Source organism: Vreelandella nigrificans (genome assembly GCF_002374315.1).
Taxonomy (GTDB): Bacteria; Pseudomonadota; Gammaproteobacteria; order Pseudomonadales; family Halomonadaceae; genus Vreelandella; species Vreelandella nigrificans.
Genome location: NZ_NWUX01000007.1, coordinates 71508 through 94835 on the forward strand (window position 1 = coordinate 71508; position 23328 = coordinate 94835).

General features: G+C 53.4%; 18 protein-coding genes. 9 read left to right on the plus strand and 9 right to left on the minus strand.

Features of this window, described 5'->3' with window-relative positions:
- Positions 1–65: 65 nt before the first annotated feature.
- Complete coding sequence (gene trkA, locus CPA45_RS10215) at positions 66–1439, plus strand: Trk system potassium transporter TrkA (protein WP_096651448.1); 1374 nt, start codon at positions 66–68, stop codon at positions 1437–1439.
- A 52-nt stretch (positions 1440–1491) separates the two neighbouring features.
- Here the strand turns inward: trkA and CPA45_RS10220 are convergent, their stop codons facing one another.
- The 7 genes from CPA45_RS10220 to CPA45_RS10250 form a co-directional block, all read right to left on the minus strand.
- Complete coding sequence (locus tag CPA45_RS10220; protein ID WP_096651449.1) at positions 1492–2214, minus strand: anti-sigma factor; 723 nt, start codon at positions 2212–2214, stop codon at positions 1492–1494.
- Positions 2211–2792: a sigma-70 family RNA polymerase sigma factor gene (locus CPA45_RS10225; protein WP_096651450.1), complete on the minus strand. Its 582-nt coding sequence runs from the start codon at positions 2790–2792 to the stop codon at positions 2211–2213. The genes CPA45_RS10220 and CPA45_RS10225 overlap by 4 nt, the downstream gene beginning before the upstream one ends.
- A 169-nt stretch (positions 2793–2961) precedes the next feature.
- Entirely contained in the window at positions 2962–3486 is a 525-nt protein-coding gene (locus tag CPA45_RS10230) for a DUF3455 domain-containing protein (protein ID WP_096651451.1), read from the minus strand.
- A gap of 159 nt (positions 3487–3645) precedes the next feature.
- Entirely contained in the window at positions 3646–4761 is a 1116-nt protein-coding gene (gene ugpC / locus CPA45_RS10235; protein ID WP_096651452.1) for a sn-glycerol-3-phosphate ABC transporter ATP-binding protein UgpC, read from the minus strand.
- Positions 4749–6428 carry an alpha-amylase family glycosyl hydrolase gene (locus CPA45_RS10240; protein WP_096651543.1) on the minus strand — a complete coding sequence of 560 codons (1680 nt, stop codon included), beginning with the start codon at positions 6426–6428 and terminating at the stop codon, positions 4749–4751. The genes ugpC and CPA45_RS10240 overlap by 13 nt, the downstream gene beginning before the upstream one ends.
- Before the next feature lie 120 nt (positions 6429–6548).
- On the minus strand, positions 6549–9254 hold the full coding sequence (gene malT, locus CPA45_RS10245) for an HTH-type transcriptional regulator MalT (protein WP_096651453.1): 2706 nt from the start codon (positions 9252–9254) through the stop codon (positions 6549–6551).
- Between the two features lie 131 nt (positions 9255–9385).
- Positions 9386–10933: a carbohydrate porin gene (locus CPA45_RS10250; protein WP_096651454.1), complete on the minus strand. Its 1548-nt coding sequence runs from the start codon at positions 10931–10933 to the stop codon at positions 9386–9388.
- A gap of 552 nt (positions 10934–11485) precedes the next feature.
- Between CPA45_RS10250 and CPA45_RS10255 the strand changes: the two genes are divergently transcribed.
- The 6 genes from CPA45_RS10255 to CPA45_RS10280 all read left to right on the plus strand — a co-directional run bounded on the left by CPA45_RS10255 (position 11486) and on the right by CPA45_RS10280 (position 18697).
- The gene (locus CPA45_RS10255; RefSeq protein ID WP_096651455.1) at positions 11486–12757 is read left to right on the plus strand and encodes an ABC transporter substrate-binding protein; all 1272 of its coding nucleotides are present in this window, start codon (positions 11486–11488) and stop codon (positions 12755–12757) included.
- A 16-nt stretch (positions 12758–12773) separates the two neighbouring features.
- Positions 12774–13757: a carbohydrate ABC transporter permease gene (locus tag CPA45_RS10260; protein WP_096651456.1), complete on the plus strand. Its 984-nt coding sequence runs from the start codon at positions 12774–12776 to the stop codon at positions 13755–13757.
- A complete protein-coding gene (locus CPA45_RS10265) occupies positions 13757–14599 on the plus strand; it encodes a carbohydrate ABC transporter permease (RefSeq protein ID WP_078088000.1) in 843 nt (280 codons plus the stop codon). Before CPA45_RS10260 ends, CPA45_RS10265 begins: the two co-directional genes overlap by 1 nt.
- A gap of 19 nt (positions 14600–14618) precedes the next feature.
- A complete protein-coding gene (locus CPA45_RS10270) occupies positions 14619–16277 on the plus strand; it encodes an alpha-glucosidase (protein WP_244287584.1) in 1659 nt (552 codons plus the stop codon).
- Positions 16278–16353: 76 nt separating this feature from the next.
- On the plus strand, positions 16354–17460 hold the full coding sequence (locus CPA45_RS10275; protein WP_096651457.1) for an ABC transporter ATP-binding protein: 1107 nt from the start codon (positions 16354–16356) through the stop codon (positions 17458–17460).
- A gap of 205 nt (positions 17461–17665) precedes the next feature.
- Positions 17666–18697 (plus strand): LacI family DNA-binding transcriptional regulator, encoded by a 1032-nt coding sequence (locus CPA45_RS10280; RefSeq protein WP_096651458.1) that lies wholly within the window; start codon positions 17666–17668, stop codon positions 18695–18697.
- 103 nt (positions 18698–18800) lie between these two features.
- On the opposite strand, the gene gap is transcribed toward CPA45_RS10280, so the two are convergent.
- Entirely contained in the window at positions 18801–19805 is a 1005-nt protein-coding gene (gene gap / locus CPA45_RS10285; RefSeq protein ID WP_096651459.1) for a type I glyceraldehyde-3-phosphate dehydrogenase, read from the minus strand.
- A gap of 234 nt (positions 19806–20039) precedes the next feature.
- Here gap and pyk point away from each other — a divergent pair, with 234 nt between their 5' ends.
- Positions 20040–21506 (plus strand): pyruvate kinase, encoded by a 1467-nt coding sequence (gene pyk, locus CPA45_RS10290; RefSeq protein ID WP_096651460.1) that lies wholly within the window; start codon positions 20040–20042, stop codon positions 21504–21506.
- Positions 21507–21551: 45 nt separating this feature from the next.
- Positions 21552–22028: a methylglyoxal synthase gene (locus CPA45_RS10295; RefSeq protein ID WP_096651461.1), complete on the plus strand. Its 477-nt coding sequence runs from the start codon at positions 21552–21554 to the stop codon at positions 22026–22028.
- A gap of 159 nt (positions 22029–22187) precedes the next feature.
- Here CPA45_RS10295 and cra read toward each other — a convergent pair whose 3' ends face one another.
- Entirely contained in the window at positions 22188–23165 is a 978-nt protein-coding gene (gene cra / locus CPA45_RS10300; protein ID WP_096651462.1) for a catabolite repressor/activator, read from the minus strand.
- Positions 23166–23328: the final 163 nt, after the last annotated feature.

A 23328-nucleotide genomic window follows, 5' to 3' on the forward strand; every position in this document is an offset into this window, starting at 1 on the left:
CGACAGCTTCCCTATAGATAGGTGACTATCTTCAGAGACATGCCTCCAGAGTGCCCCAACCACCGATGAAGATTATTATTTTAGGTGCCGGCCAAGTCGGTGCCACCCTGGCGGAGCACCTCGCCCGCGAAGAGAATGACATCACCGTTGTCGATACCGACGGCTCGAAACTGCGCGGACTGCACACCAAGCTGGATATTCGTACCGTCACAGGTGCCGCTTCGTATCCGATTGTGCTACGTCAGGCGGGCTGTGAAGACGCAGATATGCTAATCGCGGTGACCAATAGCGACGAAGTCAATATGATCGCTTGCCAAGTAGCACATACGCTGTTTCGCACCCCCACCAAAATTGCCCGCGTTCGCTCAACGGCTTACCTAACTCGAAAAGGGCTGTTTGCCCACGAAGCAATTCCTATTGATGTACTGATCAGCCCCGAGCAGGTGGTCACGGATCATGTGCGCCGTCTAATTGAGCACCCCGGCGCGCTGCAGGTCTTGGAGTTTGCCGGTGGCTTGGTGCAACTGGTAGCAGTAAAGGCATTCTACGGTGGCCCACTGGTGGGGCAGGATTTAGCCTTTTTAGCCAAGCACATGCCCAATGTGGAAACGCGTGTGGCGGCAATCTACCGCCGCAACCGGCCGATTATTCCCCGTGGCGACACAGTAATTGAAGCCGACGACGAGGTGTTTTTCCTGGCGGCACGGCGCGATATTCGTGCGGTAATGAGCGAGCTACGCCGTGTTGAGCGGGATTTCCGCCGGGTAGTGATTGCCGGAGGCGGCAATATTGGTGAGCGCTTGGCCGAACACCTGGAGCATAGCCATCAGGTCAAGATTATCGAGCACAATTTAGAGCGCTGCACTGCGCTTTCAGAGCGGCTTGACCGTACGGTGGTACTTCACGGCAGCGCCACCAGCAAGCGGCTGCTGGAAGAAGAGAATATCGAAGAGTGCGATATCTTTTGTGCCCTGACCAACGACGACGAGGTGAATATTATGTCGTCGCTGCTGGCCAAACGCTTGGGAGCCAAGAAGGTACTGACGCTGATTAACAATGCTGCCTACGTGGACTTGGTTCAGGGGGGGGAAATCGATATTGCCATTTCCCCCCAGCAAGCAACCATCGGCAGCCTGCTTACTCACGTCCGCCGAGGCGATATTGTCAACGTACACTCGCTGCGCCGTGGCGCGGCGGAAGCCATCGAGGCTATCGCCCACGGTGATAAACAGTCCTCCAAGGTTGTGGGCCGTACCATTGCTGAGATAAATCTGCCTGAAGGCACCACCATAGGAGCCATTGTGCGAGGCAAAGAGGTCATCATTGGCCATGGAGATGTGATGGTAGAGAGCGGTGACCACGTCATTCTATTCGTGATCGATAAGCGGCGCATTCGTGATGTGGAGCGGCTATTCCAAGTGGGTTTAACGTTCTTTTAAGCCACTCGGAACTAGCCTCTGATGTCGTTAACATCGTTAATAGCGCTATGCGTTAAATTTCCACCGCGCGGCCAATAAACTCAATCGGGCCAGTCGGTAATCCGGTGGGCGAACCGGTGTCATCTTCTAGCGTGAGCTCGAAGAGCTGATTATCCTCAAGCGGCGGTAACTGGTCTAAACGCAGGCGCAGCGGTTGCCCTGGCTCGACTAGGCCAAGTGAAACCGGCGCCTGCCAATCATCTGCCTTGGTCCAGAACTCCAGCGCTTTTCCTTCGGGCACTTCAAAAGTGCCCAACGGGATCAGCTGAATCTCTTGACGGTTGGCGGCCTGCACGACCCACCCTGCTGATTGAGTTTGCGGCGCTAATAGCACCACTATGTATTCCGGTGTAATTGGTGCGGTGGTGACCTTAGTTAGCATCACACCCATCGTCACCGCGGCAGCCAAACCAAGACCAGTAGCAGCACGCCAAAATGGCAGGCTGTGCACCAAGCGGCGAGGCGTTGGCACCGCCCTTGGAACACGCGCTGATCTTTTCGATGCGGCTTGCATGCTGCGCTCTATGCGCGGCCATAAATAATCTGATGGGGTAACAGGATCAACTATCGCAGTGTAGGGGAAAAACTGCTCTTCCCAGGCAGCGACGATGGTTTGTAATTCTGGGTCGTTGACCAAGCGTGCCTCAAAGGCTTCTCGCTCAGCGATGGGTAATGAACCTAATACGTACTCCCCTGCAAGTGCCTGAAGGTCATCGTTTTCGTTTGAACGCGTCATGACATACACTCCCGCAGGCGAAGCAAACTTCGCTTAATCCAGGCTTTGACAGTGCCTAGCGGCGCGCCGGTGTGTGCAGAAATTTCGGCATGACTTAACCCATCCACGTAAGCATGTAGCACACAGTTTCGGCGCTCGGTTTCCAACTGCTGCAAACACTCATCCATCTGCTGGCCAGTCTGCCAGTCAAAGGCCTCTGCCGTCGTCGATAGCGACTGCTGGTAGGTATCATCATCGGCTAGTTCACCAGGGTCGTTAACGTCTACACTGATTTCACGGTCGCGCTGGCGAATAGCATTTAATGCTAAGTGGCGGGCAATACTGAATATCCAGGTACGGGCAGAGCCCCGTTCGGGGTCGAAACTATCGGCACGCTGCCAGATATTCAGGCAGGCATCGTGGACAATGTCTTCGGCCATACCGCGGTCTTTCACAATGCGCATAACAACGCCAAGCAGTCTGGCACCCTCTTGACGATAGAGCTGCTGTAACGCCACTTGTTCACCGCGCGCGCAGCGGGCAAGTGTATCGGTATAATCGAAGTCGTTGGCTATCGTAGACCCACCTATATCAGACACATGCTAGCTCCCTGGTGACGCGCCGATACTATCACCAATACTGACGCTCTCTTGGCTAGCATAGCTGCTAGAGACTCGTGAGACGAGCCTCTAGCCTTACTTAGATGTGTTTCTTGAGAAAAGTATTACTTAGCAAAGATGTTGCTAAAAAACTAAGCCATTAGAGGGCTTAGTTGGCTGTCCAGAAAATATAATCTGCCTGATAAGTCACGACCGCGGTAGCGCCGTCATGACCGTCATCGCAGGCCACATCAGGTGCGACACCACCTTGAGTGTTCAGGCGTTGAATATAGCTAACGCCAGCCATTGCACCTTCGCCTTCCGTAGGATTCGCTTCAACGAGTTGCAAAGGAATGTTGCCATCACCATTCGTGGCAATTGCCAGCTGAGTGCCCGTAATCTTGGAGCCATCCAACGCTTCCCAAGTGGCAGGCGGGCCGTAGTAGCTACCTACTTGAGTGCCGTCACTGTCGTTCAGTGCAGCGTGCGGGCTTTTAAATACCCAGCCCATAGCCCCGTCGTCTTTGGCTTCACACATGTAGGTAATCGCACCAACACCTACTGTTTCCAGAGCAACGGTATTGCCCTCGGGCACTTGAACGTCGGCAGGCGTCATATCGGCCAGCGCAACGTGACTGAAGGATACAATCAAGGTAGCGGCGAGTGCTGCACGCGTAAGAGGTTGGATAGTCATTTCAGTCTCCTTGGGTTTTGTATCAACCACTGCAAAGTGTGGCTGTATAGGGGATACACACGAGGAGACGTTTTGGATGCACTTTAGCTATAGAAAAAATTAAAAAAACGCCCCAAAAAAATTTGAGGCGCTTTATTGCTATATAAATCAGCTTATTGATTATTGGCTAACGCCGTCTACTTCAACCTGCCGGGGACATGCCTTGCCGTGCTGATCAAATAGGTGGCAGTGCTGGCCCGCTAGCCCTAAATGCACCGTTTGGCCCTCCTCCAGGTGGGTCAAACCGTCTAAGCGCTGGGTTAGCGGAACGTCGATGCCTACTACCCGCCAATGCGCCAGCGTTTCGTAACCCAGCTTCTCCGCCACCATTAAGGTCGCACTCAACGTGGCTTCCGCCTCCTCGGCTGCCACAAAATCTTCCGCCCGCAGACCAAGCGTTGCGCTATCCCCTGGCTGAAGATGCTTGCCATTGACCGCCACTGCCAGCGTGTCACCGCTATGTAGACGCACCACCGTTCGTCGCTCGCCTGGATCTACCACCGTCACGGGGAAGGTATTAATGCGCGGCGAGCCGATGAACTCGGCCACTTCAAGGGTTTTAGGGAAGTGATAGAGCGAGAGCGGCGCGCCGACCTGGGCGATACGGCCACGGGAAAGCAGCACAATACGGTCAGCCAGAGTCATCGCTTCCACTTGGTCGTGGGTCACGTAGATCATGGTGGCGTTCAGGCGCTTATGCAGCGCCGCAATCTGCACTCGCATATCCACCCGCAGGGCGGCATCCAGATTAGAGAGCGGCTCATCGAACAGAAACACCGCTGGCTCTTTTACCAAGGTTCGGCCAATAGCGACCCTCTGACGCTGGCCACCGGAAAGGTCTTTGGGCTTGCGCTCAAGCAGTTCAGTTAAGTGCAGCATTTCAGCGGCATGCTGCACGCGGCGATGAATTTCGGCTTTATCAGTACGCGCCAGCTTTAAGCCAAACGCCATATTTTCCGCCACACTCATATGCGGGTAAAGCGCATAGGATTGGAACACCATACCGATATCGCGCTCCTGGGGCGGAATCTCATTGATCCGCTGACCATCAAGCTGCATATCGCCTTCAGTGATATCTTCCAGGCCGGCAATCATACGCAGCAAGGTGGATTTTCCGCAGCCAGAGGGGCCAACGAACACCACAAACTCGCCATCCTCAATCGTTAGGTCGATATCCCGAGAGATTTCCACGCCGCCAAAGGATTTCCCGATGCCACTAAGCGTTAAACGTCCCATGGTGCGTTCTCCTCGGTTTGTGGGCAACGGGCAATCGCCACGCCGTATGGTGGCAGCATCAGTTGGCCACCCTGCCACTCGCCGCTTAGCCATGCAGGAGCATTCTGGAGAGATGCTGCGCTCTCAGAAGCCGAGTGAGTGATGGTTTGATCACTAAAGTTTAGCGCAATCAGCAACCGTGTTTGCTGGTAGGTGCGCTCTAAACAGAGCACATCGTCACGCACAGCGTGATAGCGTACATCGCCTTTTACTAACGCGGGCTGGGTGCGGCGGAACGCTAAAAACTCACGGTAGGTATTGAGCAATGAACTGGCATCGTTCTCTTGCTGGTCAACGGCGAGACTGGCGTGAGACTCAGGCACCGGCAGCCATGGTGTGGCACTGCTAAAGCCAGCGTGCTGCACATCAGCTTGCCAGGGCTGCGGCGTTCGACAGCCATCTCGGCCTTTATAGGCAGGCCAAAAGGTAATGCCAGCAGGGTCAACTAACTGCTCAAACGTAAGCTCCGCTTCTGGCAAGCCCAGTTCTTCACCTTGATAGAGGCACACACTGCCGCGCTGAGTAAGCAAAAATGCCATATACAAACGCAGCTTATCCAATTGCCCTTCGGCCTGCCAGCGGGTGGCAAGACGGGTAACATCGTGGTTACCTAGCGCCCAGCAGGGCCAACCGTCGCCAATCCGCGCTTCCATTTCGGTGAGCGTTTTATGCAAATAACCAGGGTCGGCTTTGTCGGTTAGCAGGTTAAAGGAGTAGCACATGTGCAAGCGCTTGCCACCCTGGGAATATTCAGCCATCACACCCAAGGCGTCGTCATCACCAACTTCACCGACGCTGGTCGTGCCTGGGTACTCGTCTAACAAACCGCGTAGACGCTCTAAAAACACTAAGTTTTCCGGCTGGGTTTTATCGTATTGATGTAGCTGATAGCCATAGGGGTTGTCTGGACGAACGCCTAAAAAGCTTTCAATCACTTCTTCGCGCGGTGGATTATCTTTTAATTCGCCGTGGGTGCAGAAGTTCACCGCGTCGAGCCGGAATCCATCTACCCCCCTCTCCAGCCAGAAGCGCACTTCTTCTAGCATGGCGTCTACCACGGCGGGAGTGCGGAAATTAAGATCCGGCTGGCTCGCTAGGAAGTTATGCAGGTAGTACTGGCAGCGGCGCGTATCCCACTGCCAGGCGCTACCACCAAACACCGATTGCCAGTTGGTCGGCGGCGCACCATCAGGTTTGGGATCGGCCCAGACATACCAGTCTGCTTTCGGGTTATCACGACTTTTGCGGCTCTCTTCAAACCAGGCGTGCTGGTCAGAGGTATGCGACATCACCTGGTCAATCGTCACCTTCAGCCCTCTGGCATGAGCAGCCTCTACTAGGCGATCAAAATCTTCCAAGGTACCAAACATCGGGTCAACACCACGATAATCGCTAATATCGTAGCCGAAGTCCTTCATAGGCGAGGTGAAAAACGGCGATAACCAGATGGCATCGACGTTTAGCGAGGCAATGTAATCAAGTTTATCGATCACCCCTTTTAAGTCACCAATACCATCGCCCCGACTATCCATAAAGCTGCGCGGATAAACTTGGTAAATCACTGCACCACGCCACCAATCAGCCCCCTGACTGCCTACATAGTGGGAAGTAGAAGTTGTCTGCATCATTATTTTGTCCTTGCCTTTGCTATTGCTGGTTACTTGGCATGATGCAGGGTTGCTCACAAGATAAACTCCTCCCCCTTAGGGGACTCTAGGCGTAGGCGTCAGGAGTAGCCAGTAGCTGTGCTACTCTCCCTGAATATTGGCCAGTAGCTGTCCCGCAAGCGCTATCGCTTCGTCGCGCCTTCGAATATTCTGTTTTTGATAGAGGCTTCGGATATGAGTTTTGATAGTGGTAGGTGCTACCGATAACTGCTCGGCAATCTGCTCATTGGACAGCCCTGCATGGATCAGACCTAGGATCTGCCACTCTCGACGAGTCAGCGGCGACGTGCGAATTAGTTCAGGCACATCCGGGCGAGCTACGATATCGGCAATCACCGTCTCATCCAACATTAAGCGCACGGCGCTGCCAAAATCTTTCTGCCGGCTTGCTAAGGCTTGCAATCGCTCTGCACGGGCTTGCTCAAGCGGAGATAGCACGCCGCTCGCTGAAAGACTTCCCAGCAGTTCATACAGTGGCTTGCCTAAGCGTAAAAAGCTACCTACCAGTGCGGTACGCGAGGCTAGGCTCAGCGCCAGCTGTATATGCTTGCTCGCTTGGGTGACGTGACCCTGGTACCAAGCCAGCGCTGCTAGGCAAAGTTGGTTGCGGTTGGCATCAGTCACCAACCCCAAGCGCTGGGTATGCTCTTCAAGAGCACTCAGAAGTGCATGGGCCTCGTTATAGCGGCCCAGTAACGTTAACGCACGCGCATGGTTGCGCACATTGCACTGGGAAAAATGGTTGGTGGCACTATCAACCAGTGGTGCCGGAGCTTCCTGACGCCAGCGCTCTACAGCGTCCATGTCATGGGTAGAGTGCCACCAAGCCAGCAGTGTGGCATGGGCATTCGCAACCCAGTCAATATGATAATCTCCTTCTGCGAGAATTTTTCGCAGCCGTCGCATATGGTCGGCACACTGGGCCTGATCACCACGGCTCTGGGCGACTTTGGCTAGCTGAATATGGCACTGCAAGGTCCACCGCTCGCCCTGATTATCCAGCACTGCAATGCCTTTCAAAGCAGCCTGTTCAGCTTCATCCAGGCGGTGCCACTCCCACAATACTTGGCTGCGAATGCGGTATAGAAACTCCGCAACGGGTAAATGTTCAAGCTCGGCCCACTCCAAATGAGCAAGGGCACGCTCTTGAATATCGTAGGCGGCCTGCAGACGTCCTTGGGCAACCAATACTTCTGACTGATGGCAGAACGACCATAGCAGTAGTTGGTTATCGTTATGCTGCCGCGCCTGACGTTCTACTTCACGAACTCGCTGAAGCGACTCGTCTAAATAGCCTTGTACAAAACGCGCCTCGCTCAGGATAGCCGTTGCGGTTAGTGGGGTTGACGCTAAGTAACGGGCTGGCAAGGCTAGCGCCTGCTCAGCCAACGGTGCCGCCCGTTCGGCATCGCCTTGGTTAATCGCCAACTGGGCACGCAGGGTGGCGAATTCAGCACTAAGCGCTTGCCACTCAGGCACGTCCAACTGTGCTTCAATCCAGTCAATCACTCGCGCGGTAATATCAAACTGAAATTGAGCATGGGAGACCCAGCCATAGAGCAGCGTATGTTCGGGGCTAGTGGAAAGCCTCGGCTCTCCTAACAGCGCAAACCCCTGAGCCAATAGTGCGTAGGCACCGCTTGCCAATAGGGCTGGCCCTTGCGCAGTCAATATGCTGGCCACATCCTCAGGCACTTCGGCGAGAATCGCTTGACGCAATGCCATAACCGGATCGTTCAGGGCTAACCATGCCTGACTTGCGCGTTGATGCAATATCCGTTGCGTGGCTAAGCTCAGCTCATGACGCCGGTGGCGGAGGTACTCGCCAAACAGCCGTTGAAAGCGGTACCACTGATCATGAGGGTCTGGACGCTCAATAAACAACCCAGCTTGTTCAAACGCTTCCAGGCGTTGGGTTAACCGTTCACCTTCCAATAGGCGAGCCATTAACTCAGGGGAAAAGCGCTCAAGCACCCCCAGTTGCAACATTAACTCGCGCTCTTCTAGGGGCAGCGCAGCACAGAGCAGTTCGTCAAACCAAGCAACAAAGTCTGGGTGGGCACCGCTTAGTCGATCTACCAAGGCATCAAACCCTGCCCGCGTGGTGGTGCGCTCAACAAGCCAGCCCAACGCCATCACCCAACCACCGCTTCTGCGCAGCGCTCGCTCCAGGCTTACCCGAGTAGGAGGAAAGCTCAGCTGCTCGGCACACAGGGTTTGCGCTTCTTCGCTGTCAAAGGCCAACGCGTGCAGGTCAATCTCTTCTAATTCGCCTCTTAGCCGCAGGCTAGCCAAACCCAGTGCTGGCCGAGAGCGGCTGGTGAGGGTTAAGGTTAACCAGGAAGGCTGGTGACGTAGCCAGTGGGCTATCCCGGCTAAAATAGCTGGGTGGTTTAAGTGCTCAAATTCATCCACTACCAAGCGACACGGCCCACGCTGGGGTGGCAGCTCGCCCAGCCAGCGTTCTAGCTGCTCAACACAATCACAATCGTCTACCACAGGGGAAAGCAATACTTGCTCACTGAACAGCGTATTTAGTGCTGCCTGCCAGTAGATTAAAAACCGTGTGGGCTGGTTATCACGCTGGTCCAGGCGTAACCACGCCGCATCTTGCTCTAGGGCGGGAAGCCGTTCAGCCAGTAGCGTGGTTTTGCCATACCCAGGAGGAGCTTGCACTATCAGTAAACGGACGCGTTCGTTTAACATGAAGTGGTCATTCAGGCGTGGCCGAGCCACCACGCTAAGCGGCAGCGATGGCGCTTTTAGTTTCTCTTGCAGTAGTGGCATAAAATCTCTCCTGGGTAGCTCAGCTAATCGCCCCTCAAACACTATTAAAGCACTACAAAAAAGCCCGCGACATGTCGCGGGCAACGTACATTGGAGAAGAAACAGTTAAAGGAACAATTAACCTTAATGGCTTAGAACCACACCTCTGTTTGCACGCCAAAGGTCCATTGGCCGCCAGTAAAACCATCGTTACCCAAGGAGCTGGCACCGTAACTATTGAGACTTTCATCCCAGTCGCTATAAGTAGTGAACAGACGGATCTCAGGTCGCTTCCAGAAACCACCAACATCCGGTTTGAAAGTCGGTGCAATCGTGAATTTCATATAGTCGCCATCAACCTTGTTTCGGTCACTATAGCCCTGGGGATCTAAATCCATCCACTGGTAGCTGGCCTCATATTGCATCTCGAAGTTCTGGTTAATTTCATTCGCCAGACGCACGTTCAATGTTGCCCAATCGTAGCTGTCACCATCAGCAAAACGATCTCTACTGGTTTCAGCCAAAATGGAAGGAGCAATACGCCACTTGGGAGCAATGTAGGTCGTTCCGTATACGGCTAACCGAGTTGAAGTAGCCTCGTCTGTCAGATCCCCGTTGCTTCCCACTCCCTTGAGCTCAGCACCTAGCCCTTGGCCATGCAGCAAGGCAGCCTTAAAGTTACCCTCTCCCAAGCCGAAGAAGCTGTCGCCATGGTAGGCCACCACCGTGTGCCAACCAGTGTCGGCTGCTGTTTGACCAACGCCGATGTCACGCTCATCGTTATCAGCAGCAGACATCCCGTTAACCATTACCTGCCAGTTACCAAAATAGTTATTGGAGGTGAGTATTAGGCTGTCGGTATCGCTGCCATCACCATCTAAACCTGGGTTTTCACGGTCCACGACTGGGTAATCGCTAAAGCTGCGGCCGTAAATTGAGAAGTTGCTCTTCCAGTTATCGGCTAGCTGAACGTCATAAATACCGCCACCGGTACCGGCAAGGAAGACCACATCACTGTCAAGCCAGTGAATATCGAAGTTATCGCGGTCAAAACGTTTACCAGCCCAAATGGAGGCGTTTTCAAACGCACCGGTGAAACTTGGCAAGTCACTAAACTCGGCATACACCTGACGCACATTCAAGTTGGTATCATCACCGACCCAGTCGTTACTGGAATTAGTACCCGCAGCCAGCATGGTGGTGTAACGGGCTTTTGCACCGTTATCAAACTGCATGCGGTAGTTAAGAATGGCTTCGGAATAAGTATCCGACTCATTGCCCAAACGACCAACAGCACCACCACCTCCACCAGCGGGTGTTAAGAAAGGGCCACCTGGCGCACTTTTACCGTCTTCGCCAATCAACAGGCCAGAACGGGCATATACATTAAAAGAGAAACCCTCTTCACCGCTGGTTTGGCGCTCCACACGGGCAAGACGCTCTTCAATGTCAGCATCAGATATAGCGGTTGCAGGTACGCTGGAGGAAGGCGTACTTGCCGTTGATGTCCCCTGCCCTTGTTCTGCTAGCTCGGCGCGACGCTCCGCAGACTCTGCACGCTGTTCAGCGGCGATAATTCGAGCCTCCAGCTCAGCGAACCGCTCTTCCATCGTCATATTGGCACTGGCCGCACCGCTTAACGCTAAGCTAGCGGCCGCGACAGCAATTGCCAGTGGTGTCTTAAATGTCACGTTATTCATTGTTGTTAAATCCTATTGCTATCAAGCTTTATTGTTTTGAGAAATGGCTTTTAGAAAGTGCTTTGAGACAGTCCTTTGAGACAGCCCTTTGAGAAATTGCCTTGAAAAGTTGTTGTGAGAACCAGATGGTTTTGGGCGCTAGGGGTTGCTGTAAAAATCAGACCGTTTTGAAAACCGGACTGTTTTGAAAACCAGATTTTTGAAAACTAGCGCTTTGAATCCAGCAGTTCAGGGCAGCTCCTCACGTCGCAAAACCTCACCAATGTTGAAAAGCAACAACCTTTCAGTTCATTTCAGAGTGGAGATTAAAACTTAATCGATTAAGGGCACGTAAACCAACAAGATTTTGCTAATAATCGACCAATGTCTAAAGCATCAGTTAGATTAGAAAAGGCTTATTAGAGAGATTAGACAAAAGTCGCTATTGAACTTCACGTCAAGAGGCGGCTAACTGGCACAATACTTAATCGTTTAAGTAACAGTCCTGAGCGCTCTGAAGAGCCATCACCCAAAATAAATCATTCACAACAATAAACGCCGAGGAACGCCATTATGAACAAAACCCTACTCATGTCGGCTATTGCTTTAGCCAGCATTACAAGCACCACCAGCGCGGCACACGCCGCTGATCTAACGATTTCTTGCGGTGCAGTCGGTGCAGAACTAACACTCTGCCAGGAAGGTGTGCGCGCTTGGGAAGAGAGAACCGGCCACAGCGTCGACGTTGTTTCCACACCGAACTCCTCTACCGAGCGTTTATCGCTTTACCAGCAAATTCTTTCTGCTAACTCTAGCGATATCGATGTGATGCAAATCGACGTAGTTTGGCCTGGCCTGCTAGCTAATCACCTACTCGACCTAAGTGAGGTGTTAGGAGAGGATGCTGCCGACGGTCACTTTGAAACCATTGTTACCAACAACACCATTGATGGCCGCCTGGTAGCCATGCCCTGGTTTACTGACGCAGGCGTGCTCTATTACCGTAAAGACTTACTTGAAAAACATGGTTTCGATGCTCCCTCGACTTGGCAAGAGCTTACCGAGATCGCCCGCACCATCAAAGATGCAGAGCGGAGCGAGGGCAACAACCGGATGCAGGGTTTTGTCTTCCAAGGCCGTGCTTACGAAGGCCTAACCGTTAATGCCCTTGAGTGGGTGGCAAGTTTTGGTGGCGGCACTGTGGTTGATAATGAAGGTGAAGTCACTATCAATAACGAACGTGCTGCTGCGGCACTTGACCTCGCAGCATCCTGGATTGGCGATATTGCACCAGATGGAGTGCTTAATTACACCGAAGAAGAAGCACGCGGCGTTTTCCAAGGTGGCAATGCAGTATTTATGCGTAACTGGCCTTACGCATGGTCTCTCGCTCAAAGCGAAGATAGCGACGTACGGGATAACGTTGGGGTTACCCAATTACCTGCTGGCGGTGAAAATGGCCAAAGCGCTGCTGGCTTAGGCGGCTGGAACTTAGCTGTTTCTCGCTATAGTGATAACCCTGAGCTTGCCGCCGACCTCGTTGCCTTTTTAACCGGGAATGAGGAGCAGAAACGCCGCGCAATTCAATCTTCCTATAACCCCACCATCGACGCGCTCTACCAGGATGAAGAAATCCTTGAGGCAGTGCCCTTCTTTGGCACGCTTTACGAAACCTTCGTTAACGCTGTAGCCCGTCCTTCTGCGCCTACTGGCAGTGCCTATGGCCGTGTTAGCAACGCATTTTTCAGCACCTCTCACGATGTGCTTTCCGGCACTAAGGATGGCACCCAAGCAGTCGCCGATCTTGAAGCCGAACTGGCTCGCCTGAAGCGTCGCAACTGGTAACCCCGGAGCCTGAGCTATGTCGACCTCCATTAAGCATAACGACGCGCCCCTTGAGGCGCGTTCTATAATTACCAAACCGCGCCGCGGTACCAAGGTGCGGCGCCAGCGGGTTAAAGCCGCGTGGTTATTTTTAGCACCAATGCTGGTTGCACTAACTCTTGTGGCTGGCTGGCCATTGGTGCGTACCTTTTTTCTCAGCTTTACCGATGCCTCACTCTCGGATCTAGGTGCAGCTAACTTAATCGGTTTTGAGAACTACTTAATATACGAAGATGGGCGCTGGTATGGCGTGCTAGCTGATCCTATTTGGTGGCGCTCGGTTTGGAACACGGTCTACTTCTCAGTGGTATCAGTATCGCTGGAAGTGATTTTCGGCGTGATTGTTGCGCTGATTCTGAATGCCGAGTTTAAAGGGCGCGTGATTGTTCGCGCAGCGGTGCTTATTCCATGGGCAATTCCGACGATTGTTTCCGCGCAGATGTGGGCGTGGATGCTCAACGACCAATTCGGCATCATCAATCATCTGCTGATGAATGTGGGCATCATCGATAACCCCATCGCCTGGACCGCCAGCGCCACCTACTCCATGTGGGCGGTAATTATGGTCGATGTTTGGAAAACCATTCCCTTCGTCGCACTGCTGGTACTCGCTGCTCTACAGATGCTGCCTAAAGATTGCTACGAAGCTGCTGAGGTAGATGGCATTCACCCGCTGCGGGTGTTCTTTAAGGTCACCCTACCGTTGATCACCCCAGCGCTAATGGTAGCGGTTATTTTCCGCCTACTGGATGCACTGCGCGTTTTCGATGTGATCTATGTACTGACCTCCAACTCCACCAGCACGATGTCGATGTCGGTCTATGCTCGCCAGCAGCTGGTTGAATTCCAGGATGTTGGGTACGGCAGCGCAGCTTCTACTCTGCTGTTCCTCATCATTGCTCTCGCCACCATCGCCTACCTCTACCTGGGGCGTAAACAAATCCAATTGGGAGGTGACTGATGAATACTCGTCAGTTAGCCAAAGTTGCCAAGCGCATCGGGTTTTGGGCGCTGATTGCATTGATCATGGTGTATGCCGTTTTCCCGTTCTACTACGCCGTCGTCACCTCATTAAAACCCTCTAGCGACCTGTTCCGCGTTGAACTTTGGCCTTCGAGCTGGAACCTCGATAACTACGCCCATATTTTCAGCCAGACCAGCTTCCTACGCGCCATTTTCAACTCGATTGTGGTGGCATTTAGTGTGGTCTTTATCGCTCTTCTGTTCGGCCTTACTGCTTCCTACGCCCTAGGCCGTGTGCGCTTTCGCGGTCGCTCTACGGTACTACTGGTGATTCTGGGTGTATCCATGTTCCCTCAGGTAGCGGTGCTTTCGGGGCTGTTTGAGGTGATTCGCTCTTTAAACCTCTATAACAATCCTGCTGGCCTGATCTTGAGCTACACCATATTCACCTTGCCCTTCACTGTTTGGGTGCTGACCACTTTTATGAAGCAATTACCCATGGAGCTGGAAGAAGCGGCCATTATGGACGGTGCAACGCCCTGGGTAACGCTCACCAAAGTGTTTTTGCCGCTCATGTGGCCTGCCATGGCGACCACCGGTCTGCTGGCATTTATCGCTGCCTGGAACGAGTTCCTGTTTGCTCTCACCTTCACTCTTACCGACGCTCAGCGCACCGTACCCGTCGCTATCGCATTACTTTCTGGCGGCAGCGCCTATGAACTGCCCTGGGGCCCCATCATGGCTGCATCCGTCGTTGTGACGGTTCCGCTGGTCGTATTAGTGATTATTTTCCAACGCCGAATTGTCTCAGGCCTTACCGCCGGCGCTGTTAAAGGATAAGGAATTTTTTATGTCAGCTATGGATTCTACTATGCAGGACAACACAACAGCCCAGGCTAACGCTCTGCAAAACACGTTCTGGTGGCGCGGCGGGGTTATCTATCAGATCTATCCACGCAGCTTTATGGACAGCCGAGGCGATGGTGTTGGTGATCTCAAGGGCATTACTGAAAAGCTTGATTATGTTGCCTCACTCAACGTTGATGGTATCTGGCTATCGCCGTTTTTCACTTCTCCAATGCTTGATTTCGGTTACGACATTAGCGACTACCGTGATGTCGACCCGATGTTCGGCACCTTGGAGGACTTTAAGACGCTGCTTGAAAAAGCCCATTCGCTTGACTTAAAGGTGATGATCGATCAGGTGATTAGCCACACCTCTGACCAACACCCCTGGTTTAAAGAGAGCCGCCAGGACCGCAGCAACCCCAAAGCAGATTGGTTTGTATGGGCAGACCCTAAACCCGATGGCACGCCGCCTAACAACTGGTTATCAATTTTTGGTGGTGCCGCCTGGACCTTTGATTCACGGCGCAAGCAGTATTATCTACACAACTTCTTAACCAGCCAGCCGGACATTAACTTCCACAACCCAGAGGCACGGCAGGCTCAGCTGGATAATATGCGTTTTTGGCTAGACCTGGGAGTAGATGGCTTCCGACTGGATACCGTCAACTTCTATTTCCACGACGCCGAACTGCGCGACAATCCTCCAGTTCCGAAAGGAGAAGCCAAAACCTTGGGCGCACCGGAAGCCAACCCCTATACTTGGCAGCGCCACGTTTACGACCTAAGCCGCCCAGAAAACCTCGGCTTCCTGAAAGACCTGCGGGCACTAATGGACGAATACCCAGGCACCACCACCGTGGGTGAAATTGGTGACGATAATCCGCTAGAGCGAATGGCAGAATACACCGCTGGTGGTAACAAGCTACATATGGCTTACACCTTTGACCTGCTCAACAAGCCCCACTCAGCGCGCTATATTCATGAGGTTCTTGAGCGCTTCCAGCGCCTAGCAGGCGACGCTTGGCCATGCTGGGCAACCTCAAACCATGATGTGGTACGCAGCGCAACCCGTTGGGGTGCAGGCGAAGACCCCCATGCCTACCCCAAAGTGATGCTGGCAATGCTACTGTCACTGCGTGGCAGCGTATGCCTGTACCAAGGCGAAGAGCTTGGCCTACCAGAAGCCGATGTACCCTTTGAGCGCATCCAAGATCCTTACGGCAAAGTACTTTGGCCAGAATTTAAAGGCCGCGACGGTTGCCGTACGCCGATACCATGGAACGACGGTGAACAAGGTGGCTTTTCCAGCGTAGAGCCTTGGCTCCCCATGGCGGACAAACATCGGGATCTTGCCGTAAGCCGTCAGCAGGATGATGCCAACTCCACCTTGAATGCCCTGCGCAGCATTCTGGCCTTCCGCCGCCAGTATCCAGCACTGTTTGATGGCGACCTAGCGCTGGTTGATGTAGGCGAAGAGCTTTTAGGCTTCACCCGCCAAAAAGGCAACGAGACAATTTTGTGCGTATTTAACCTGACCGGCGATGAGCAACGCACCAAGCTATCACTTAACATCGCCAGCGATTTGGAGATAGCAACGTTTACGACTATGCGGGAAGCTAACGCGCTCACCCTGCCTGCTTACCAAGCCGCTTTTATGCGCGTCGCTTAAACCGGCGCCAACTAGAATAGTCAACAATGACAGACGACCCAAAAAAAGCAGGATCGAGGTCGGCGAGGAGTTACCCATGGCAAGTGTCAAGCTTGAAAAGGTCAATAAAACATTTGGCCGCGACCACATTATTAAAGATGTCGACTTATCCATTGGCGATGGTGAGTTCGTTGTTTTTGTTGGGCCTTCTGGCTGCGGCAAATCCACACTATTGCGTTTAATTGCCGGACTCGAGTCAATTACTGATGGTGATCTCATCATCGGCGAAACACTTGTCAACGATCTCCCCCCACGGGAGCGCGGCGTCGGCATGGTGTTTCAGTCATACGCGCTATACCCTCATATGACTGTTTACGACAACATGGCATTTGGCCTAAAGCTTGCCAAAACCGCCAAAGAAACGGTGCATGAGCGGGTGATGAGCACCGCAAAAATTCTTCAGCTTGAAGAGCTGCTACACCGTAAACCCAAAGCCCTTTCGGGTGGCCAGCGCCAGCGGGTAGCCATGGGCCGAGCGATGGCGCGGGAGCCACGCATTCTGCTCTTCGATGAGCCGCTCTCCAACCTGGATGCCTCACTAAGAGTTCAGATGCGAAATGAGATCGCAAGGCTGCATAACCGCCTTGGCTCAACCATGATTTATGTTACCCACGACCAGGTAGAAGCCATGACCTTGGCGGATAAAATCGTGGTACTCAACCGTGGCAATGTGGAGCAGGTAGGCAACCCTCACGAACTTTATCAACGGCCAGCAACCAAGTTTGTAGCTGGTTTTATTGGCTCACCAACGATGAATTTTATGCCCGCTGAGCTGATCAGCGGAGGAGCCGATGGCTGCCGAGTGAAAGCTGCAGGGCTGAGTGAAGTTCCCCTTCCCCAGGCCGCGCATGACTACCCCAAAGGCACGTCACTAACGCTAGGTGTGCGGCCCGAGCACCTGCGCTTGGAAGCACCAACGGCCGATAACTGTTTTGATATCGTTAACGTTGAATATCTTGGAAACGAGGTCTACGTTTACCTGGATCCCAAAGAGGGTGATACGCTGCTGATTCATCGCAGTGAAGCACCCAGCCAGTGGAAAGAGGGCCAGCAGGTTTCGCTTGTACCCAACACTGAGCATGTTCATCTGTTTGATGAAAGCGGTACAGCGCTTAAACTTGCCCAAACCCGCTCAGCCGCTTAACAAGCTGCGTTATACATTACAGCGTGACGAATACGGCCTTGGATGAATGATCCGCACCTTTCTTTATATAAGAGGGTAGTCGACATACCACCAAGGCCGTTATTCTTGTGCGCAACCACCTAATAATTAGCCTGCGTTGTAGTTGTTGTAATACGACGTGACGCACTTAACTTGCTTAGGAAGCACCGTGATTGCTCCTCGCCGAATGACACTAAAGGACCTGGCGTTTGAACTTGGCGTTTCCACTGCGACGATTTCCAACGCCTTTAACCGCCCCGACCAACTCTCCCCCCTGTTAAGAGAGCGGATCCTAAATGAAGCTAAGCGACTGGGTTATAACGGCCCAGACGCCAAAGCCCGGAGCCTGCGTACCGGGCGCTCTAGCATTGTGGCGGTAATTTTGGCGGAAAGCCTGACCTACAGCCTGAACGACGCCGTGGCCAGTGAGTTTCTTTCCGGCGTTGCAGAGGTGCTTGATGCCCACGGGCACACCATGCTACTGCTAGCAGGCCGAGGACATGCCTCTCAGCCCCCTGGCTCAGCCAATATCGCCGATGGCTTTATTGTCTACGGCCTAATGCCCAATAATCAGTTGCTCAGCGAACTGCCCGCTCAGCATCCGCTGGTTTCAGTAGACTTTGATATCGACGGCTGCCCTACAGTGCATATTGATGACCGCGACGCCAGTTATCAGATAGCTCAACATGCTCTTATCCAGCGTCCAAAAAGGCCTGCCATCGTCAACCTGAGGTTAACCAAAGAGCACTGCAATGGTCGCGTGACCCCTGAGCACACTCTGCTACCGGATAGCAGTACCATCAGTCGAGCGCGTTTAGCAGGTTTTCACGCCGCATTAACAGAACACGGCTTTGATACAGAGCAGATACCGCTCTGGAACATTGAAGAAAACGTGTTTGATGTGTGCTCACCGGTAATCACCGAAATATTAGATGTGCCCGCACATCAGCGGCCAGATTTACTGCTATGCATGTCGGATCGTATTGCGCTTACCGCGCTCACGCTGGCAGAGCAGCGCAACATACGAGTGCCGGAAGAGCTAAGAATTACCGGGTTTGATGGCATTGCGGAAGGGCAATACCGGGCGCCACGTTTGACCACAGTGCGCCAGGATAGCGCAGGTAAAGGCAGAGTAGCTGCACAGATGATTCTGGGGCGTTTACCAAAAACCCCGCAACTGCTCAAAACCGAGTTACTACTCGGTGGTACTTGCCCTTGAGGAAATCTTGCCCTTGAGGGAATGAAGTTGAGCCTAACAGGAAATTGTGCCTGAAAAGCAGCGGCGCTCGCTGGCTTTTCAGGCACATCTGAAGCCTGGTACGTTACTTAGCAGTCGCCTGCATCGCCAGCGTAGTATCCAACATACGGTTGGAGAAGCCCCACTCGTTGTCGTACCACGCCATGATTTTTACCAACCGCCCATTTACACGGGTGTGATTGGCATCAAAGGTCGATGAATTAGCATCGTGATTGAAGTCGATAGAGACCAGTGGCTCAGCGTTAACTGCAAGCACCGGTGAGTTCGCTGCCGCCTTCTCGATGATGGCGTTAATCTCTTCTTTGCTGGTCTCACGGCTTGCGGTAAAGGTCAGATCCACCAGAGAGACGTTGATAACCGGCACACGCACCGCTAAACCATCAAACTTACCCGCCAGCTCCGGCAATACCAAGCCAACCGCCGCTGCAGCACCCGTTTTGGTCGGGATCATCGAGTGCGTCGCGCTGCGGGCACGGTAAGGGTCTGAGTGGTAGACATCCGACAGATTCTGGTCATTGGTATAGGCATGAATAGTCGTCATTAGCCCGTTTTCAATACCGACCGCGTCGTTTAACGCTTTTGCCACCGGTGCCAAACAGTTCGTGGTGCAAGACGCGTTAGAAACAACTGTATGCTCTGCGGTCAGTACGTCTTCGTTTACCCCATACACAACGGTTGCATCCGCATCAGGGCTGGGTGCAGAAATAAGCACACGTTTCGCCCCTGCTTCAATGTGCTTGGCAGCCGCCTCACGCTTCGTGAACAGCCCCGTACACTCCATGACCAAATCGATGTTCATTAATGCCCAGGGAAGCTGCGCCGGGTCACGTTCCGATGAAATCGCAATACGATCACCATCAACCGTGATGCTCTCCGCATCGTGCTCTACCTTAAAGGGAAAGTGACCATGCACAGTGTCGTGGCGCAGCAAGTGTGAGTTCAGTGAAGGGTCGCCCAGATCGTTAATCGCAACTACCTGAACACGATCACGGTAACCATTTTCATACAGTGCACGCAGCACATTGCGGCCAATTCGACCAAATCCGTTAATAGCTACTCTTATTGTCATGGCGGCACCTCAATTAGGCAGTGAGCTTAGATGGCGTTTTGAGAAAAAATTACTAAAAGTACGTATTTAATACCCTTGATGGCTTTCCCGAGCTGTAAAAAACACTCCAAATGATTAACAGCCACCCAATATGTAGTAAAATTACTATATAAAGACTATCGTAGTCCAATACTAAATCGCTGCCAATCGATGGCGCGGCCTTACGCGAAAACGCTTTCTACAGGAGCAACAGCCATGACGACCTCAACACTCCCCACCCCTCTTCGTCGCACAAAAATTGTCGCGACACTTGGACCCGCCAGCGACCGCCCTGGGGTGTTGGAAGCCATGTTGAAAGCGGGTGTTGATGTGGTACGGCTAAATTTCTCCCATGGCGCAGCAGATGACCATCGCCGACGCCTTAACGATGTCCGTGAGATCGCCCAGCGCCTTAACCGCAGCGTGGCCGCGCTGGGGGACCTGCAAGGCCCAAAAATTCGTATTGCACGCTTTGCCGAAGGCTCCGTTCATCTGAAAGTTGGCCAAGACTTCGTGCTAGACATGGATCTAGATGCCAACAGCGGAAACGCCGAGCGCGTCGGCTGCGACTACAAAACGTTAATTGATGACGTCGTACCCGGTGATCGCCTACTGCTGGACGATGGCCGCGTAGTACTCGATGTCACCTCAATTATTGGGCAAGAAGTTCACACTCGAGTTCACGTAGGTGGCAAGCTTTCGAACAACAAGGGCATCAACAAGCAGGGAGGCGGCCTGTCTGCCCCAGCGCTAACGGAAAAAGACAAACAAGACTTAAAGACCGCAATTGAAATTGGTGTTGATTACCTCGCGGTATCCTTTCCCCGTAGCGCAGCGGATATGCAGGAAGCCCGTGCGCTGCTCGGCGAAGCTGGTAAAGAGATTGGCCTAGTCGCCAAGATAGAACGCGCCGAGGCAGTGGCCAACGATGAAACCCTGGATGCCATTATTGAAGCCTCGGAAGCGGTAATGGTAGCCCGCGGTGACCTAGGCGTAGAAATTGGCGATGAAGCACTCATTGGCACCCAAAAGCGTATTATCAAGCATGCCCGAACGCTAAACCGGGCCGTGATTACCGCTACACAAATGATGGAATCAATGATTGAGTCGCCACTGCCAACTCGCGCTGAAGTATTCGACGTGGCTAACGCAGTCCTCGATGCCACCGACGCAGTTATGCTTTCCGCGGAAACCGCTGCTGGCGACTATCCCGTTGAAACTATCGAGGCAATGGACCGCGTGTGTTTGGGCGCCGAACGCGAGCGCGTTGCCCAGGCCTCCGGCCACCGCATTCACGAGGGCTTTGAGCGTATTGATGAAACCATAGCGCTGTCTGCTATGTATGCTGCCAACCACTTAACCGGCGTACGTGCAATTGCCTGCATGACCTCCACTGGCTACACACCGCTTATCGCCTCGCGCATTCGTTCCGGCCTACCCATTATTGGCCTGGCCCATAGCCCTATTGCTCAACGCCGCATGGCCTTGTATCGAGGGGTCGTATCGATCCCCTTCGACACTACTCATTTGGATGCCGCCGAGGTAAACAAGGCAGCCATCCAATTGCTGAAAAAGCATGGATTGGCACGTTCGGGTGAGCATGTCATTCTTACCCGCGGCGATCATATGAATGCCCACGGTGGCACCAACACCATGAAAGTACTGGCCGTTGATGCAGAGTAACTATAACCACTAAAAATAAACGCAACCATCCCGGAGAGCCATGCTATGACCGACGCCCTGCCACCCCGCCAAGTTGTGCGCACACTGGAAGCACGAAAACGCATCGCACTCATTGCCCACGATGGTAAGAAAACCGAAATGCTGGAATGGGCGACGCGCTGGCAGCATACGCTTGGCCAGCACACGCTAATCGGAACGGGCACTACCTCCGGCCGGCTGAAGAGTGCCTTAGGACTGGAAGTTGAAGGGCTGATGAGCGGGCCACTGGGCGGCGACCAGCAGATAGGTGCGCGCATTGCCGAACAGCAGCTGGATGTGCTGATTTTCTTCTGGGACCCATTCGCACCGCAGCCCCACGACCCTGATGTTAAAGCGCTGCTACGCCTGGCCGCACTATGGAACGTGCCGGTAGCATGCAACGCTGCCAGCGCCGACTTCCTCTTATCTTCGCCCTACCTTAGCGAACGCTATGAGATGGCAATTCCGGATGCCAATGCCTGGGCACAGGCCCGCTCTGTTTAACTGCACGATGCACAACGCTAGATACACAGGGCTAGATGCACAAGGCTATGCACCGCGCGACTCACAGGGCTATTCACTGGGCGATGCAAGCACCGCCTGAACCGAGCATCTGTTCATCCAGTACTTGCTCAGCCAACACTTAGCTGACTGAGCCAGTACTTATCGAGTACGCAGGTGGCGTGCCACCACCTGCTGCCCGCACTGATAATCGCCGTTCATCGCTGCCATCGCGCAACTTAAGGTTAGCTCGGCAATGCGATCGTAATCCTGTAACGCTGAGTTCACAGGTTGAGGCAGGAAATCCAATAGCCGATGGTCGCCAAAGGTGGCGAGCCGAATATTCTCCGGCAATCCTCCTCGCTCTAAAAACACATCAAACACACCTTCCAGTAGGACATAAGACGCAGTAACCAGCGCATCAGCCCCACCCTCTTCATCCAGCAACTGCGCTGCAAGGCGTGAGCCCTCGCTGCGCTCATAGTGCGTACCGCTTAGCAAAATCGGCTCGATATGAGTGTCCTGTAGCGCTGCCTGAAAGCCCGCCCGCCGCTCGCGACTGATCGATAGGGTTGGCATCGCCTCTAACCATGCGACTCGCCGCGTATCGCCCGTAATGACCGAGCGTGTTAGTGCATAAGCCGCTTCTTGATCGTTACTTACTACACTGGCAAAGCGCTTCGGAGCAAGCCCCCGGTCCATCCCCACGACACACCAACCTTCATCCACCAGGTCAGAATAAAAGGAGTCGTCTTCTGCTAGACAGCTGGCGGTAATTAATACCTCACAACGTTGGGCGCGCAGCGCCAGCGCCAAGGTCCGCTCGCTCTCTGCACAATCATCTGAGCTGACCACCAGCAGTTGATAGCCACGCTCCCGCGCACCGCGCTCTAAACGTTTGGCCAATCGTGCATAACTGATATTTTCCAAGTCAGGCACGATCAAACCAATCAGCCGGCTAGCTCCACGGCGTAATGCCGCTGCCTGCGGGTCAATGTGGTAGCGGTGCTGACGCACCACGGCCATCACCTTCTCAATGGTAGCCGTACTGATCCTACGCTGCTCGGCTTGGCCATTAATTACATAGCTCGCCGTCGTGCGCGATACGCCCGCAAGCCGGGCAATGTCGGCAAGTGTCATGCAATTCTCCCTCTGGTTGCCGGTGTAGTTTATCAGCCGTTTCACTCTACTCAGACTAAAGTCTAGAAAGACAACCCTTGTGTCTAAAAGTGAATCGATTCAGCATAGCCAACTAACCACAGATGACACGATTCATCCAGCTAAGCTCAACGCTCTACGACTA